Annotated in this window: 14 protein-coding genes; 9 read left to right on the forward strand and 5 right to left on the reverse strand. The window is 73.3% G+C overall.

Annotation, left to right across the window (positions count from 1 at the left end; genetic code table 11):
* Positions 1-13: 13 nt before the first annotated feature.
* Positions 14-850 (reverse strand): SDR family NAD(P)-dependent oxidoreductase, encoded by an 837-nt coding sequence (locus FHR82_RS34590; RefSeq protein ID WP_184814819.1) that lies wholly within the window; start codon positions 848-850, stop codon positions 14-16.
* A gap of 61 nt (positions 851-911) precedes the next feature.
* On the opposite strand from FHR82_RS34590, the gene FHR82_RS34595 reads away from it, so the two are divergent.
* The gene (locus FHR82_RS34595) at positions 912-1,544 is read left to right on the forward strand and encodes a TetR/AcrR family transcriptional regulator (RefSeq protein ID WP_184814820.1); all 633 of its coding nucleotides are present in this window, start codon (positions 912-914) and stop codon (positions 1,542-1,544) included.
* Here the strand turns inward: FHR82_RS34595 and FHR82_RS34600 are convergent.
* Both FHR82_RS34600 and FHR82_RS34605 read right to left on the reverse strand, forming a co-directional pair.
* Positions 1,514-2,278: an ABC transporter permease gene (locus tag FHR82_RS34600; RefSeq protein WP_184814821.1), complete on the reverse strand. Its 765-nt coding sequence runs from the start codon at positions 2,276-2,278 to the stop codon at positions 1,514-1,516. The genes FHR82_RS34595 and FHR82_RS34600 overlap by 31 nt on opposite strands.
* Complete coding sequence (locus FHR82_RS34605; protein ID WP_184814822.1) at positions 2,275-3,192, reverse strand: ATP-binding cassette domain-containing protein; 918 nt, start codon at positions 3,190-3,192, stop codon at positions 2,275-2,277. The genes FHR82_RS34600 and FHR82_RS34605 overlap by 4 nt, the downstream gene beginning before the upstream one ends.
* An 88-nt stretch (positions 3,193-3,280) precedes the next feature.
* Here FHR82_RS34605 and FHR82_RS34610 point away from each other — a divergent pair, with 88 nt between their 5' ends.
* Positions 3,281-4,351 carry a sensor histidine kinase gene (locus tag FHR82_RS34610; RefSeq protein ID WP_184814823.1) on the forward strand — a complete coding sequence of 357 codons (1,071 nt, stop codon included), beginning with the start codon at positions 3,281-3,283 and terminating at the stop codon, positions 4,349-4,351.
* Positions 4,352-4,990: a response regulator gene (locus tag FHR82_RS34615; protein ID WP_184814824.1), complete on the forward strand. Its 639-nt coding sequence runs from the start codon at positions 4,352-4,354 to the stop codon at positions 4,988-4,990.
* 446 nt (positions 4,991-5,436) lie between these two features.
* Here the strand turns inward: FHR82_RS34615 and FHR82_RS34620 are convergent, their stop codons facing one another.
* Both FHR82_RS34620 and FHR82_RS34625 read right to left on the reverse strand, forming a co-directional pair.
* Positions 5,437-5,730: a hypothetical protein gene (locus FHR82_RS34620; protein ID WP_184814825.1), complete on the reverse strand. Its 294-nt coding sequence runs from the start codon at positions 5,728-5,730 to the stop codon at positions 5,437-5,439.
* Positions 5,731-5,740: 10 nt separating this feature from the next.
* Entirely contained in the window at positions 5,741-6,439 is a 699-nt protein-coding gene (locus FHR82_RS34625; RefSeq protein ID WP_184814826.1) for a hypothetical protein, read from the reverse strand.
* Between the two features lie 332 nt (positions 6,440-6,771).
* Here FHR82_RS34625 and FHR82_RS34630 point away from each other — a divergent pair, with 332 nt between their 5' ends.
* The 6 genes from FHR82_RS34630 (at position 6,772) to FHR82_RS34655 (ending at position 16,328) form a co-directional block, all read left to right on the forward strand.
* Positions 6,772-8,013 (forward strand): helix-turn-helix domain-containing protein, encoded by a 1,242-nt coding sequence (locus tag FHR82_RS34630; RefSeq protein WP_184814827.1) that lies wholly within the window; start codon positions 6,772-6,774, stop codon positions 8,011-8,013.
* A gap of 70 nt (positions 8,014-8,083) precedes the next feature.
* Positions 8,084-11,122: a type 2 lanthipeptide synthetase LanM family protein gene (locus tag FHR82_RS34635; protein ID WP_184814828.1), complete on the forward strand. Its 3,039-nt coding sequence runs from the start codon at positions 8,084-8,086 to the stop codon at positions 11,120-11,122.
* Between the two features lie 12 nt (positions 11,123-11,134).
* Complete coding sequence (locus FHR82_RS34640; protein ID WP_184814829.1) at positions 11,135-11,380, forward strand: hypothetical protein; 246 nt, start codon at positions 11,135-11,137, stop codon at positions 11,378-11,380.
* Between the two features lie 91 nt (positions 11,381-11,471).
* Complete coding sequence (locus FHR82_RS34645) at positions 11,472-14,411, forward strand: ATP-binding protein (protein ID WP_184814830.1); 2,940 nt, start codon at positions 11,472-11,474, stop codon at positions 14,409-14,411.
* 96 nt (positions 14,412-14,507) lie between these two features.
* Positions 14,508-15,155, forward strand: a complete 648-nt coding sequence (locus FHR82_RS34650) for a hypothetical protein (RefSeq protein ID WP_184814831.1) — start codon at positions 14,508-14,510, stop codon at positions 15,153-15,155.
* 75 nt (positions 15,156-15,230) lie between these two features.
* On the forward strand, positions 15,231-16,328 hold the full coding sequence (locus FHR82_RS34655; protein WP_184814832.1) for a helix-turn-helix domain-containing protein: 1,098 nt from the start codon (positions 15,231-15,233) through the stop codon (positions 16,326-16,328).
* Positions 16,329-16,372 lie beyond the last annotated feature (44 nt).

The raw sequence follows: 16,372 nt of genomic DNA on the forward strand, positions 1-16,372 counted from the left end.
CGAAGTACAGTACCTACTCCACCGCCACCCCGTACCCCGCCGGCGGCGGCACCGCCTGCTCCGCGGCCCGGCTCACGTGCTCCCATTCCGCCCACGTCGCGAGCTTGCGGTTCGTCGTGTCGACGGCCAGGTCGTAGACCATGTCGCCGAGCAGCAGCCGCAACGGCGGGTCGTCGCTGCGGACCAGTTCCAGCACCCCGCGCGCGGCCAGCTCCGGCATGCTGTCCTTCGACCCCGCCGAGAACTGCTTCTCCAGCTCGGCCCGCAGGTCCGCGTAGTCCGGGTGCGGAGTGGTGGCGCGCAGACCCGACAGGTACAGGTCCGTCCAGTACCCGCCCGGTTCGACGATCGTCGTCTTCACCCCGAACCCCGCCGCCTCCGCCGCCAGCGCCTCGCTCATGCCCTCCAGCGCGAACTTGCTCGCGCTGTACAGGCCGGTGAGCGGGAAGCCGCCCAGCGCGCCGATGCTCGAGATCTGCACCAGGTGACCGCCACCCTGCCCCCGCAGGTGCGGCAGGACCGCCTGCGTGACCCACAGCGGGCCGAAGAAGTTCACGTCCAGCTGGGCGCGCGCCTCCTCCTCGGTGAACTCCTCCACCATGCCCATCGCCAGGTAGCCGGCGTTGTTCACGACCACGTCCAGCCGCCCGAAGTGCGCGACCGCGCGATCGACCGCCGCGTGCACGGCGTCCCGGTCGGTGACGTCCAGCCGGAACGCCAGGACGCGGTCGTCCTCCCTCGGTTCGATCGTGCGGGACACCGCGACCACCCGGTCCCCCTCGGCCAGAGCCGCCTCGGTGAAGGCCTGCCCCAGGCCGCGGCTGGCGCCGGTGATGAACCACGTACGCATGTGTCTCCCCTGTGCCTAGCGAGACGGTCCGTCTCGTCTCGTCTGAGGTAGGGTGACACGTGTGCCGACCGACCGCAAGGCCCCCGACACCGCCCGCCGCAGCCAGCCCACCCGGCAGGCCATCCTCACCGCCGCGCTGGACCTGGCTGCCGAAGTCGGGTACCGGCGCCTGTCCATCGAGGCCATCGCCGCACGCGCGGGAGCGGGCAAACAGACGATCTACCGGTGGTGGCCGTCCAAGGGCGCCGTCCTGTTCGACGCGCTGCTCGCGCTGTCGGAGAACCCCGAGGGCTCCGACGGGGACGTCGAACTGCCGGACACCGGCGACCTGGCCGCCGACCTCAAGCTCGTGCTCGCCGCGACCGTCGACGAGCTGAACAACCCCCGCTACAGCGAGCCGATGCGGGCGCTCACCGTCGAGATCCTGGAGAACGCCGAGCTGGCCGCCACCTACCGGGAACGGCTCGACCAGCCGATGCGCGAGATGAAGAAGCGGCGGCTGCGCAAGGCCCAGGACGCCGGGCAGCTCGACCCCGATGCGGACCTCGACGTCGCCGTCGACCTGATCTGGGGCCCCGTCCAGAACCGGTGGCTGTTCCGGGAGGGGCCCCTCACGGCCGCGTTCACCGACGCGCTCGTCGACACCGCGCTGCGCGGACTGGCTCAGGCGTCGCGGCGGCGCACCGACACGTAGGCACCCGCGAGCGCGGCCGCCACCCACGCCACCATGATCAGGAACGCGCCACCGGGGCCGAAGTCGCTGTGGCCCAGGATCGTCCTGCCCGGTTCGCCGATGTGCATCATCACCGCGCCGGCCTGATCGGGCAGGTACTGGGTCACCGGCCGGATCGCGGGCAGGCTCGCCAGGCCCTGCGAGTTCAGGAACAGCACCGGGATCATGATCCCCAGGGACAGCGCCGTGCTGCGCAGCACCGTCGCGACGCCCATCACGAACACGCACATCATCGTCAGGTACGCGCACGCACCCAGCACCGCCCGCAACACGCCGGGCTCGGCCAGCGTGGTGCCGTGCTCGCCGAGCCCCCACTGCGTGGCGAGGAACGCGCCGAACGAGACCACCACCGCCAGGACACCGGCGATCCCGGCCGCGGTCAGGGCCTTCGCCGCCAGGAACACACCCCGGCGCGGCACCGCGGCGAGCGAGGCGCGGATCGTGCCCGTCGTGTACTCGGTGCTGACCAGCAGGACCCCGAACACCACCAACGCGATCTGGCCGATCAGCAACGGGTAGAACGCGAGCTGCGCCGACGAACCCACCATGCGGTCGTACGAGTCCGCCATCTGCAGGCCCAGCAGCACCGCGATCCCCACGCACAGCACCGTGGCGACCGCGAGGCTCCACCACGTCGAACGCACGGTCCGCGCCTTGGTCCACTCCGCCCGCACCACCGAGAAGAACACGGTCACATCCCCTCCCGGAACTCGACGGCGGCCGCGGTCATCCGCACGAACGCCTCTTCGAGCGAGGCCTGCCGCAACCCGATCTCGTGCACCACCAGGCCGTGCGCCGCGACCAGCTCACTCGCCCGCCGCGCGTCCACGCCGTGCGCGGCCAGCGCACCGCCCTCCGCGCCGTCCTCCAGGTCGGTCACCTGTATTCCTTCCGCCGCGAAGACGCTCCGCAGCCGGGCCGGGTCCGGGGTGGTGATCCGGACGAACGAGCGGGAGTTGTCGGCGATGAACCGCTCGACCGTGGTGTCCGCGAGCAGCCGGCCACGGCCGATCACCACCAGGTGCTCCGCGGTCAGCGCCATCTCGCTCATCAGGTGGCTCGACACGAACACCGTGCGGCCCTGTCCGGCGAGGTCCTTGAGCAGCGTGCGCAACCAGACGATGCCCTCCGGGTCGAGCCCGTTCACCGGTTCGTCGAACAGCAGCACGCCGGGGTCGCCGAGCAGCGCGGCGGCGATGCCGAGGCGCTGGTTCATGCCGAGCGAGAAACCCTTGACCCGCTTGCGTTTCACCGCGGTCAGGCCGACCTGCTCCAGCACCTCGCCGACCCGGGACACCGGGATCCGGTTCGTCTGGGCCAGCCACAGCAGGTGGTGGTAGGCGCTTCTGCCGCCGTGCACGGCCCGCGCCTCCAGCAACGCGCCCACCCGGCGCAGCGGGTCGGTCAGCTCCGCGTACGGGCGGCCGTCGACCAGCACGCGGCCCGCCGACGGCCGGTCAAGGCCCAGCACCATCCGCATCGTCGTCGACTTGCCCGCACCGTTCGGGCCGAGGAAACCGGTCACCCGACCCGGTTCCACCGTGAACGACAGGCCGTCGACCGCGAGGGTCCGCCCGTACCGCTTGGTGAGTCCTTCCACTTCGATCACACCGGCACGCTAGAAGTGGCGGACCCCTCGCCGCTGTCGGCGAAAGTCGCGCGCACCGACGACGAAAGTCGACCCGTAACCTGCTGCCATGGGCCGATACCTCGCCGTGGGCGCCGTGCTCACCGCCGACGCCGCGGTGCTCACTGCCGTCCAGCACGGCAACCAGGGGATCTTCGGGTTGCTCGTCGTCGCCGCGTACGCGCTGACCGGGTGGACCGCCTACCTCGCCGGGCTGACCCTGACCTCCCGCGCAGACACCGCGACGGTCGCGGGGACCGCGCTGGCCGCGGGCGCACTGCAGGTGGTGCTCGTCCCCGCCGCCACACCCCAGCACGTGTCCGGGTTCGTCGTGTTCTTCCTGCTGCCGCTGCTCGTCGGCCGCTACCTCGCGCAGCACCGCACGCTGGTCCGCACCCTCGACGCCCACAACCGGCAGCTGCGCACCGAACAGGCGCTGCTCGCCGAGCGGGAACAGCTCCGCGAGCGGCTGCGCATCGCCCGCGACATGCACGACTCGCTCGGCAGGCGGCTTGGCCTCGTGTCGGTGCAGGCCGCCGCGCTCGAGGTCGGTGACCTGCCACCGGAGCAGAAAGCGGCCGTGCACGCACTCGCGGGCAGCGCGCGGGACGCCGTGTCCGAGCTGTACCAGCTGATCGGGTCGCTACGCGGCGCGGCAGACGAGACCCCCGGCGCCGACGCGGTGCCCGCGCTGGTCGCCGAGTTCCGCGCCGCCGGTGTCGAGGTCGCCGTGACGGGCGTGTGCGGTCCGCTGCCGGAGTCCGCGTCCCGCGCGGTGTACCGGGTCGTGGAGGAAGGGCTCACCAACGCCGCCAAACACGCACCGGGCCACCCTGTCGCGATACACCTGACCCGCGAAACCGACGCCCTCGTCGTGACCGTGTCCAACCCGCACACCGGGCACGCCGAGCCGGGCGGCGGGTTCGGGCTCGCCGGACTGGCCGAACGCGTCGCCGCAGCGGGCGGATTCCTCGACCACCGCGCCGACCCTGGCAGCTTCCGGCTCGTCGCCATGCTGCCCACCACGGCGTTCGAACCCCGGCCGGGAGCAGGACGGACCCGCGTGACGCTCGTCGGCGTCGGAACCGCCGTGCTGCTGTTCCTCCTGCTGCCCGCGAGCCTGATGACGGGGGTGAGCTAGGTGGTGCGCGTCCTGGTCGCCGACGACGAACGACTCATCACCGCCGGCATCCGCACCGTCCTCGAGTCAGGCGAGGGCATCGAGGTCGTCGCGACCGCCGCCGACGGCAGTGCCGCGGTCCGCGAGGCCGTGCGGCACCGGCCGGACGTGGCGCTGCTCGACATCACCATGCCGGTGCTCGACGGCCTCGGCGCGCTCACCGAGCTGCGCAGACAGGCGCCGTCGGTGCGGGCGGTGATGCTCACGTCCTTCGGCACCGAGCCCAACGTGCTGCGGGCACTGCGCGACGGCGCGGCCGGCTTCGTGCTCAAGCACTGCGCACCCGACGAGCTGATCCGCGCGGTCCGGGCAGCACACGACGGCGACGCCTACCTCTCCCCCGAGGTCACCAGGATGGTGCTCGGCATGGTCACCCCCGCCGCGGGCCGCCGCGCCGAGGCCACCACCCGGCTCACCGCACTCAGCCCACGCGAGATCGAAATCGCCGAACTGGTCGCCGAAGGCCTGTCCAACGCCGAGATCGGCCGCCGCGTCCACATGAGCGAACCCACCATCAAGACCTACATGAGCCGGGTACTCACCAAGCTCGGCTGCACCAACCGGGTCGAGGTCGCACTGCTGGTCCGCGACGCCCGTTAACACTCAACGTTACGAAGGACCCCTTCGTAACGTCCGGTGCGATGAAGGACCCCTTCGTTGCGCTCACCGTGATGAAGGACCCCTTCGTAACGCGCGGTGTGATGAAGGGGCCCTTCATGCCATCGGGCCACGTCCTGAAAGTGCCTTTCAGGGCACGAAGGCCAACCGAGCACGGGCGGAAGCCCGCGCAAAGGGGCTCCCTGCCATCCCGTCGACCTGGCGAAGCCCGATCACACCGGATCAAGGGGGCACAACCAACAAAACCGGCACCAAAACTCGGAACCGCCCCCTTGAGCCGGTGTGATAGCCCGGAGGGAGGTCGACGGGATGGCAGGCAGACCCGCACCCAACGCAACCAAACAACCCCAAGCCATCCCAGAGACCTGCCCCTCCGGCGAGGAGCCCCCGGAGGGCACACCCAACCGTCGCCCGCAGCACGGCACCGGTCAGTACTCCAGGTCCGGATCGGCGACCGCCAGCTCACGCCACGACTCCTCGGTGCCCCGGCCGACCCGCAGCAGCACCAGATCGCCCGTCGCGACCGTGCCCGTCCGCAGCTCACGCCACAGCATCGGCCACACGTCCGACGCGACCGCACCGCAGAACACGTGCTGCACGCGCGCCAGCACCGGCAACGGCGGCGACCCCGCGCCTTCGCAAGTCACCCGTACCGGAACGGCGTCGCGGTGGCGGCGGGGCGTGGGCACCGCGGGCACGGCAAGGGTTCCGCTGTCGTCCATGACGCTCCTGTCAGGCCCCTACCCACGTGTTCGCCACCAGTTCGGCGACGAACAACGCGCGGACCGGATGGTCGGCGAGGTCATCCTGCGGGCCGAACAGCTTCGCGACCTGCCAGTCCAGCCGGGTCAGCCGGTGGTGCACGTCGACGACGGCCCTACGCGACGGGTACCGCGCGGCGACCTCCAGGTACCCGCGCCGCGACGTGAGCGCCGCGACCACGTCGGCGATCGCGGCGAGCGTGAGCCGGTGGTGGAGCAGCGGCCGGCCGCTGGTGAGCGACCAAGAGCCGGTGGGAACCTCGCCGGCCACGACCCCGTACGCGGTCGTGGCGCCATGCCGGCCCGGTTCGCACAGCCCTCGCCCCAGCGCCTGGTCGAGCAGCTTCCGCGCCAGCCCGATCCGCACCGCGGCCAGCCGCAGCCCGACCACCTCCGGACGATCCCCCGCGTGCCGCAGCCGCGCCAGCCCCGCGGGCAGCCGCACATCGAGGATCGCCACCCCTTCGGAGGTGGCCATGCGGTGCTCGAGCACGCTCGCGCCCTCGAGCACTCGTTGCGTGGGGACCGCCGCCCATCCCGCGTGCGCGACGGCCATCAGATCGGCGTCGTCCAGGTCGGCGAGCACCCGCGTGAGGCCCACTGACAGGCCGGACGTGTACCCCACCGACTCGAAGTCGGCGACGTCCAACCACCCGAACACACCGGTCAACGCGAACGTCCTTTCGAAGAGTCGTAGCGGTGGCGGCACGGCTGCCGTGAGGGGGCCGGCCGGAGCCGCACCGCCACCACGCAAGAGGCCGTCCTGCCGGCGCTCCCGACATGACGAAACCCGATCAAGGGCGACCGGGCCAGGCACTTCCACCGGCACAAGTCCCGGCACAAGATGCGGAGCGTCCCGGCGGGCACACACCGCGTGAGTACGTGTGCTGCCAGCAGAAATGTAGGTAGCGACTACCCATGCGCGAGACCGGGTGGGTAGGCGACGGTGAGGTGGTCCACCAGTCCCACCGCCATTCCACCGCCACGTGAGGAGGTCCCGGCATGGCAGCGCGACCCGCGTTCGGTGCCGTCCTGCGGACCTACCGCAGGGGCGCCGGGCTCACCCAGGAGGAGCTCGCCGACCGGGCGGGGCTGTCGGTCCGCGCCATCCGCAACCTCGAGATCGGCCGCACCGAACGGCCCCAGCGACAGACGGTCACGCTGCTCGGCCGCGCGCTGCGGCTCAGCGACACCGACCAGGCGGCCCTGCTCGCCGCGGCAGGGCGCGGCGAGCCAGCGCCACCGGCGCACGGGCGGTGTGAGCTGCCGCCCGACGTGCCGGACCTGTGTGGCCGGGACCAGCCGGTCGCCGCGCTCACCCGCGCGCTGACCACGCCCGGCACGAGGGCCGCGCTGGTCAGCGGCGGCCCTGGCGTTGGCCGCACCGCGGTGGTGGTGCACGTGGCACACCTCGTCCGCGACCGGTTCCCCGACGGCCAGCTCTACGCCGACCTCGACCAGCCCGACCGCACCCCCCTGTCCGTCGACGCCGTGCTCGCCCGGCTGCTGCGGTCCCTCGACGTCACCGACCCGCCCGCGACCAGGGACGAACGGGCCGCGCGGGTGCGGGCGGAGCTCGCTGCCCGGCGGGTGCTGCTGGTGCTCGAGAACGTGGCGCACGAGGGACAGGTGCGGCCCTTGCTGACCGGCGCCACCCCCAGCGCGGTGCTGATGACGAGCCGACGCGACCTGCTCGCGCTGCCCGGCGTCCAGCCCGTGCGGCTCGAACCGCTGGTCGAAGGCTGCGCCCGCCAGATCCTGGTGCGGCTGGTCGGTGACCGCGTCGCGGCCGAGCAAGCCGCGGCCCGCGCGATCGTCGACGCCTGCGCACGGCTGCCGGTCGCGCTGCACATCGCGGGCGCGTGGCTCGCGGCCCGGCCGCACCGGTCGCTCACCGACCTGGCCGACCTGCTCACCGACGACGACCTCGTGCTCGACCGGCTCACAGTGGCCGACCTGTCGGTCCGCGCCTGCATCGCCACCCACGTCGCCACGCTGCGCCCCGATGAACAGCGGCTGCTGCACCAGCTCGCGCACCTCGACACCGACACGATCACGTCCTCGACCCCGGCCGAGCTGTGCCACCCGCTCGCCACCGCGGAACCCGCGCTGCGTGACGGCCTCGACGCGCTCACGCACGCACACCTGCTCACCCCGGCCGGTCCGGGCTACCGGATGAACCCGCTGGTCAGGCGGTACGCACAGGAGGAAGCCGGCCTGCCCCGGCTGAGGGCGGCGCGATGAGCTGATGCAGATGCGAACAAGTCCACACGAACGTAGCGCCGTGCGCGGGGAATATGCGTAGTTTCCACCCATGACCCCGCCCCCACGGGCTGGCAACGTCCTGTCCATGACCGACAAGGGCGCGGCAGGCGCGTTCCCCGCCGCCTGGTGGGCGCCCGCCCTCGCGCTCGCGGAGCGGCCGGCCCCGGTGGGTGGCGCGGTGCCGAGCGCGGAGGCACGGGACCGGGTCGCCCGCTGGCGCGCCGGGTTCGGCGCGGGCCACCGGTTCGACCAGCGCCTCGCCGCCGACGGCCTCGACGAGGTCGCCCTGCTCGGTCTGCTCACCGAAACGCCCGCCGCGCTCGCCGCACGCGTTTCCCGCCCCGCCTGGGCCGACACCGTCGAACGCGCGGTCCGCGGCGCGACGGCTCGCCAGGTCGACACCGACGACTGGCGCACCGCGCTCGCCGCCGTGCTGAAGCCCTTCGTCACCGGCGCCGCCGACGACCTCACCGACCGCATCGCCGCGTACGCCCACCAGCTCGACCTCGCCGCGCTCGTCACCGCGTTCTCCGCACGGCTGTCCCGCCTGCTGGTGCCGGTCGCGGCCAGGACCTTCGCGCACGAGCTGAACACCGCGGTCGCAGGCGGTCACGCCACGGGCTTCGCAGGCTTCGCGGCCCGCCTGACCGAACCCGCCCGGTTCGCCGGGCTGCTCACCACGTACCCGGTGCTGGCCAGGCTGCTCGGGCAGGCCAGCACCTTCCACACCGACGCCTTCGCCGAACTGGTCACCCGGTTCGCGGCCGACCGGGACCGGATCGTCGCCACCCTGCTGGGCGGCACCGACCCCGGCCCGCTCGCCGAGGTCCGGACCGGTCTCGGCGACACGCACCGGCGCGGCCGGTCGGTCGCGATCCTCACCTTCGCCGACGGCTCCCGCACCGTCTACAAACCGAGGGACCTCACCGTGCACGACCGGTTCGGCGCCGCCGTGCGCTGGCTGGGCGAGGTGGTCCCGGACCTCGACCTGCGCACGGCGGCCGCCGCGGCCAGCGACGGGTACGGCTGGGTCGAGTACGTGCCCGCCCGGCCGCTGCCCGACCACGCCGCCGCTGCCCGGTTCTACCGACGACAAGGCGCGCTGCTGGCCCTGCTGCACGCGCTGCACGCGGCGGACACGCACTTCGAGAACGTGATCGCCCACGGCGACCAGCCCGTGCTGGTGGACACCGAGGCGCTGTTCCACCCCGCGCTCGCCGCCCCCGTCGACAGCGTCGACCCGGCAGGCCGCATGCTCGCGGAGTCCGTGCAGCGCACCGGCCTGCTCCCGCTCGTCGCCGCGGGTGAAGGCGGCACCGCGGACGTGTCCGCGCTCGGCGGGACGACCGTGACCGACATCGTCGCGGACTGGGAGGCCGGCGCCCGCGGCACGCTGCGCGAGGTGCGGCGCACCGTCACCAGCGCGGCCGCGAGCAACCTGCCCCGCCTCGACGGTCACGTCGTCGAGGTGACCGGCCACGAGAAGGCGCTGCTGGACGGGTTCCGCACCGCCTACGACGCCATCACCCGGCACCGCGCCGAGTTCACCGACCTGCTCGGCGAGTGCGCGGACGACGAGGTGCGGGTCGCGGTCCGCCACTCCCGCGGCTACGCCCGCCTGCTCGCCGAGTCCACCCGCCCCGAACTGCTCCGCGACGGGCTCACCAGGGACAACGCGCTCGACGTGCTGTGGGTCGAGTCCGCGGGCGACCCGCTGCGGTGGCGGGTCTGCCGCCACGAGGTCGCCGACCTGTGGGCACTGGACGTGCCGATGTTCACCGCGCGCCCCGGGTCGGCCGACCTGTGGAGCGCGACCGGGCACCGGCTGCCCGGCGCGCTGGAGCGGCCCGGCCTCGCCAGCGCGCTCGCAAAGGTCAACGCGATGAGCGAGGTCGACCTGCGCGACCAGGAGTGGATCATCGCGGCCGCCCTCGCCACCCGCACCGCGGCGGTCGCGCACCGCGCCGCCGCACCACTGCCCGGTCGCCTCGCGGGCACCGCCGCACCGCCGGAACGGCTGCTCGTGTCCGCCTGCGCGATCGCCGACCAGCTCGTGGCCCGCACCCACACGAGCGGCGACCGCGTCAACTGGCTCGGCCTCGAACTCGTCGACGACCAGCGCTGGCTCGTGCTGCCCATGGGTGCGAGCCTCGGCACCGGCCACCTCGGCGTCGCGCTGTTCCTCGCCCAGGTCGCCGACCTGTCCGGCGTCCCCCGCTACGCCGAGGCCGCCCGTCAGGCACTCGACGGCCTGCCCCGCCTGTTCGACCTGATGCGCGGCAGGCCCGACCTCGTCGGCGCCATCGGATGCGGCGGGTTCCACGGCTTCGGCGGCATCGCCTACGGCCTGGCCCGGCTCACCACGCTGCTCGGCGACGACGGCCTGGAGGGCGGCCTGCGCGACGCCACCCGCACCGCGGTCGAGCTGGCCGCAGCCGCCGCCAAGGCACCCGGGCCCGCCGGGGTCGCGAGCGGCGGCGCAGGCTGCCTCGCCGCCATGACCGCCGTGCACACCGAGCTCGGCCTGCGGGAAGCCGCCGACCTGGCCAAGGAGTGCGCGGAAGGGCTCGCCGAACTGGTGCGCCGCACCGGCGGGCACTGCGGCGCACCGCACGGTCCCTCGGGGTTCGCCGACGGCACCGCCGGTATCGCGTGGGCACTGGCCGGGCACGACCCCGAGGCAGCCGAACTCGCCGCCGCGCACGCCCGCGCCGAGGACGGCGAGCTCGGCTGGTGCACCGGCGCCGCCGGCCTCGCCATGGCGGGCGGCGCCCTCGACCCGCTGCTCGTCGACCGGCCCGTGCTGTCCGACCTCAGCCTCTGCCACGGCGAGCTGGGCATCGCCGAGGCACTCACGACCGAGCACCTCGCGGCGGAACGCCGCAAGCACGCCGGGCTGATCCTCGACGCCTACACCCGGTACGGCGCGGTCTGCGGCACCCCGGGCGGGGTGCCGACACCCGGCCTGCTCAACGGCGTCGCCGGCATCGGCTACGGCCTGCTCCGCCTCGGCCACCCGGAGCGGGTTCCTTCCGTGCTGCTGCTCCAACCATCACGGCACGACGGCCAACCGCGACAACCACAATGAAAGGAGCACACCGTGTCCGAGGACCAGTTCACCACCGGCGCCACCGCCGAAACCCCTGAGGCCGTCACCGAGGAGGGCCGCGGCTACCCGACGCCGCTGCTGCGGTTCATGCCCGCGATCACCTTCGGGGTCCGGGCGGCCGCCCTCGCGGGCATGGCGGTGTCGGCAGGTGCCCTCGCCTTCGGTCTCGCAGGTGCCTTCGACGACGTCACGGCCGGTGCGCACACCACGTGCTGCGGCCCTGAAGACCCCCGCTGACGTTGGGTGACGGTGGTGCGAGCCGGTATGAGCCTGTCCGGATCGCACCACTCTGGATCACGCGGAGGACACCTCGGTAGTCTCGACAACCGTGCGGAACCGCTCGTCAACCGTGGTGGGCCGCGACCAGGAGCTTCGCACCGTCGAGAACGCCCTGACCGCGGCGGCCTCCGGGTGGGGCGGCGCGGTGTTCCTCGTCGGCGAGAGCGGCATCGGGAAGTCCAGACTGGCAGCCGCCGCCGCTGACCAGGCCTTCCAGGCCGACATGGTGCTGATGCGGGGTCGTGGCAGCGCCATCGGGCCCATGGTGCCCTTCCGGTCCCTCACCGAAGCGCTGCTGTCGCTGCTGCGTGCGGGTGAACCGCTCGACATCGCCGCCCTCGGCCCCTACCGGCCGGTGCTCGCCCGGCTGATTCCCGACTGGGGCACCCCGGCCGCGCAGCAGGAAGGCGGCTCGCTCGTCATCCTCGCCGAGGCGGTACTGCGGCTCACCGGTCTCGCGGGCAAGGGCCGCGGCTGCCTGGTGTCCCTCGACGACCTGCAGGACGCCGACGCGGAAAGCCTCGCGGTCGTCGAGTACCTCACCGACAACCTCGACCGGCAGCCCACGCTGCTGCTCGGCGCCATCCGCAACGAGCCCTGCCCCGCGCTCGACCTCGCCCGCTCCGCCGCCCGCCGCGGCACCGCGGTCGTCGTCGAGCTGGACCGGCTCGACCGGACCGGTCTGCGGAACCTCGTCGGCGCGTGCCTGCCGATGCCCGCGGCGGACGTGCCGAAACAGGCGGTCGACCTGCTGTGGGCGGGCAGCGCGGGCAACCCGTTCCTGATCGAGGAACTGCTCGGCGGCATCGTCGACGGCGGCCTGCTGGTGCCTGCCGGCACCGGCGCTGGCTCTGACACTGGCACCACGTGGCGCATGGCGGACCCGCCACCCGAGGACGTGCCCGCCACGTTCGCCAGGACCGTCGCCCGTCGCATCGAAGCGCTCGGTCCCGCCGTGCAGCAACTGCTGTCGGTGGCCGCGGTCGTCGGCAGACGGTTCCCCATCGCCGTCGCCCAGGCCGTGACCGGGCTGCCCGACCGGGAACTGCTGTCCCACCTGCACGGTGAACCCGTCGCGCAACTGGTGCAGCCCGACGACCAGCTGCCCGACTGGTACACCTTCCAGCACCAGCTCATCCGCGAAGCTCTCCTGACGCTGCTGACCCCGGCCGAACGCGCCCGGCTCGCCGAACAGGTCGCCGACGCGCTCGAAGCCGTCTACCTCGGACTGCCCGGCGAGTGGTGCCAGACCGCCGCGACGCTGCGGCTCGAAGCGGGCAACACCACCGTCGCGGGCAGGCTGTTCGCGGAGGCGGGCCACCGCGCGATCACCCACGGCGCCGCGGGCTCGGCGGTCGGCCTGCTCGACCGCGCCTGGGACCTGCTCGCCGGTGACGAGGCCGCGGAACGGGCCGACACGCTGGAGCACCTCGTGTACGCGCTCGCCGAGGCCGGGCTGGTGGAGCGGGCGGCCGCGTCGGTCGGGACCCTCGACCAGGTCGGTGGCCTCGACCCGCGCCGCAGGGCCCGGCTGCACACCCGCCTCGCGTGGGCCGCCCAGGTCGCGGGCTCCGGACCGGGCAACCTCGCGCAGATCACCTCGGCACGCACCCTGCTCGGCCCGGACGCCGACGAGGCCGACACCGCGCAGATCGACGTCGTCGAGGCGCACATCGTGCTGGACGTCCCCGGTTCCGGTCAGATCGAGAAGGCCGAGGCGCTCGCCCGCCGCGCGGCGGAGGTGGCCGACCGGGTCCCGTTGCCCGCGGTCGCGTGCCAGGCGTGGCAACTGCTGGGCACCCTGCTCCGCTCCAAGGACCCCGCCGGTGCGACGGCCTGCCTGGAACGGGCCCGGTCCACCGCGGTCCGCCACGACCTCCCGATCTGGGAGATCCACGCCCTGGTGCGGCTCGGCAACGACGACGCACTGCGCGACGGCTACCTCGACCGGCTCGAACAGGCGCGGACACAGGCCACGCTGGTCGGTGCGGTCACGGCCCGCTACCAGGCCGAGCAGAGCATCGCGCTCTACACGGCCCTCGCAGGCGACTTCGCGGCCGCGGAGACGCTCACCGACCAGGTCCTCGCGGCGGCGAGCAGGCTCAAGCTCGTCGAATGCGTGCACTACGTGCTGATGGTGCGGGCGATCCTCGCCGGGCACCGCGGCCGCCGCAGGGAGATGGACGAGGCGCTCTCGGCCTTCCGGCGCTGGGAGGGCGAGGCGCAGCCGCTGTACGCGCCGAGGGTCCACGGACTGGCCAAGGCGTTCTGCGCGTTGCTGGAGGAGAACCGGCCCCGCGCGCTCGAGGAGCAGGCGCTCGCGCTGCGCGCCGAGGACACCACGCCGACCGTGTTCCACCTCGGCGGGCGGTACGGCGTGCACCTGTTGCTCGGCGCGGTCACCGGCACCATGACCCGGGACGAGTTCGACACCGTCGCGTCCTCGCCCGCCGCCGGGTTCCGGTGGGACCGGATGTTCGCCCAGTTCGGGCGTGCGGTGCTCGCGGGCCGCGCGGGCGCGGTCGCCGAGGCCGACGCGGCGCTCGCCGACGCACTCACCGCGGGCGCCCCGTACGCCATGGGCAGGCACCTCGGGCTGCGGCTGGCCGCCGAGTGCGCGGTCACCGACAGGTGGGGCAACCCGGTCGAATGGCTGCGTGCCGCCGAGGACTACTTCCACTCGGCCGACATCCCGGCCGTCGCGAGCGCGTGCCGCGCGCTGCTGCGCAACAGCGGGGCGCGGGTCGGGCAACGGCGCACCGGGCTGTCGGCGATGCCGTCCGCGCTGCGATCCGCGGGGCTGACCGTCCGCGAGTACGAGGTGCTGCGGCTGCTCGCGGACCGGCTCGGCAACCGCGAGATCGCCAACCGCCTGCACCTGTCGCCGCGCACGGTCGAGAAGCACGTGTCGAGCCTGATCACCAAGACCGGCCTGCCCAACCGCATCGCGCTGTCCGAGTACGCGGTCACCACCGCCGACCCCGCCTGAGACACGCCGCCGCCACATCCCGGCCGTGACCGGATCCTGCGCGAGAATCAAGTGGTACGGCGCGAAACGCGAGTGGCGGATCAAGCAGGGGGTCATGTGGAACGGCTGGCGCGGCTGATCGAACCCGTCCCCCTGCCCACGTTCGTGTCCGCTGTGTGCGAATGGCTGCAGGACGCGCACGACGCCGCGTCCGACCTCCAGCGCGTGCGGCGCAGTGGCCCGCGCGGCGACTGGCACAACCCCCACAGCTTCGGCACCGACCGCTACCAGTTCCTCGTCAGGACCGCGGGCTCGCTGACCGCCGTGCTGCCCGAACTGCAGGTCGAGACCGCGTTCCAGACCGTCGCGCTGAAACTCCCGAAGGTCGGCATCTACCAGATGCAGGTCCACGGCGGCCCGAACGGCTCGCTCGCCGACGCCAGCGACCTGCGGCGCGAACTGCTGAACAGCCGCGACCACCAGGCCCTGTTCAGCAGGCCAGACGCCCTGTTCGGCGACCGGGAGCGGCTCACCCTGCTGTGGACGGGCACGGAGAAGGACGGTCTCACCGGCGCGTGGATCGGCCAGGGCGAACTGCTCGAGAACCACATCGACTGGTTCTGGCGGGAAAGCCTGCACGACATCACCGGCGCCGCGGGCATCCCGCGGCAGACCGGGCCGCTCGACCCGGCGATCTTCGACCTGCCAGAGCCGACGCTGGACCTGCGGCCGCGCGACACCGACGAGGGCCGTCAGCCGGGCTGACCCGGATCGGCCCACTCTCCGCGCATGGACCATCATGCTCGGCACCACGACCACGCGTTCCCGAGGAGTTGTCCCGTGCACCCGGATGCCTTCGCCGTCGCGCAGGCATTCGCACCCGCCCGGCTCACGATGGCCCGCGAGCTGGCCGGCCTGCGCAAACGGGACCTCGCCGAGGCCATCGACCGCACCGCGGCCGCCGTGTCCCAGTACGAGCTGGGCCAGGCCCGGCCCAGCGGCGAGACCCTGCAACGCTGTGCCGCGGCACTGGACGTGCCCGTGTCGTTCTTCACCGCGGGCCGCCCGCACCTGCGCCTCGACACCGCGGGCGCGCACTTCCGGTCGCTGCGTTCCACCACCGCACACCAGCGGCAGCAGGCACTCGCCCACGTCGAGCTCCTGTGGGAGCTGATCGACCAGCTCGACAACGTCCTCGAACTGCCGTCGCTCGACCTCGGCCTCCCGCTCGGTCCGCGGCCCGGTGACCCGGCCGCGACCGCGGGCATGATCCGCAAGGCGTGGGCGGTCCCGGCCGGCCCGGTCGTGCACCTCGTCCGCACCCTCGAGACCCGCGGCATCGTGCTCACCCAGCTGCCCGGGGTGGACGCCGAGGCCATCGACGCGTTCTCCGCCGCACTGCACGGCAGGCCGATCATCGTGTTGTCCCGCAAGGGAAATCCGATGCGACAGCGGTTCTCCGTCGCCCACGAGCTCGGGCACCTGCTGCTGCACCCCGACCCCGTGCCCGGCGACAGCGGACACGAACGCGAGGCCAACGCGTTCGCCGCCGAGCTGCTCATGCCTGCCGACGAGATCCGCGACCGCCTGCCGACCCCGGTCGACCTCACCGAGCTCAAGGAGACCGCCGACGGCTACGGCGTGTCGGTCGCCGCGCTCGTCTACCGCGGCAAGGACCTCGGCGTCTACAGCGAGTCGACCGTCCGCCGCGCCATGGCGACCCTCACCCGGCTCGGCTGGCGCACCGAGGAACCCGCTGCCTCCCGCTACCCGGGTGAGCGACCGGAACTGCTCGTCCGCGCCGCGGAGCTCGCCGAGCGCCACGGCCTGCCGCTGCCGCTGCTCGCGGACCGGCTGCACCTCCCCCTGCCCCGCCTGCGCGACCTGCTGGGCATGTCCGATCCCAGACCGAGGCTGCGGCTCATCCACGGCGGCTGAGAAGTCCCTTTTGCCTGGGTAGCGCCCATCGTCGGTGGTACCCC

It is taken from the genome of Actinophytocola algeriensis (genome assembly GCF_014203735.1).
GTDB classification, from domain to species: domain Bacteria; phylum Actinomycetota; class Actinomycetes; order Mycobacteriales; family Pseudonocardiaceae; genus Actinophytocola; species Actinophytocola algeriensis.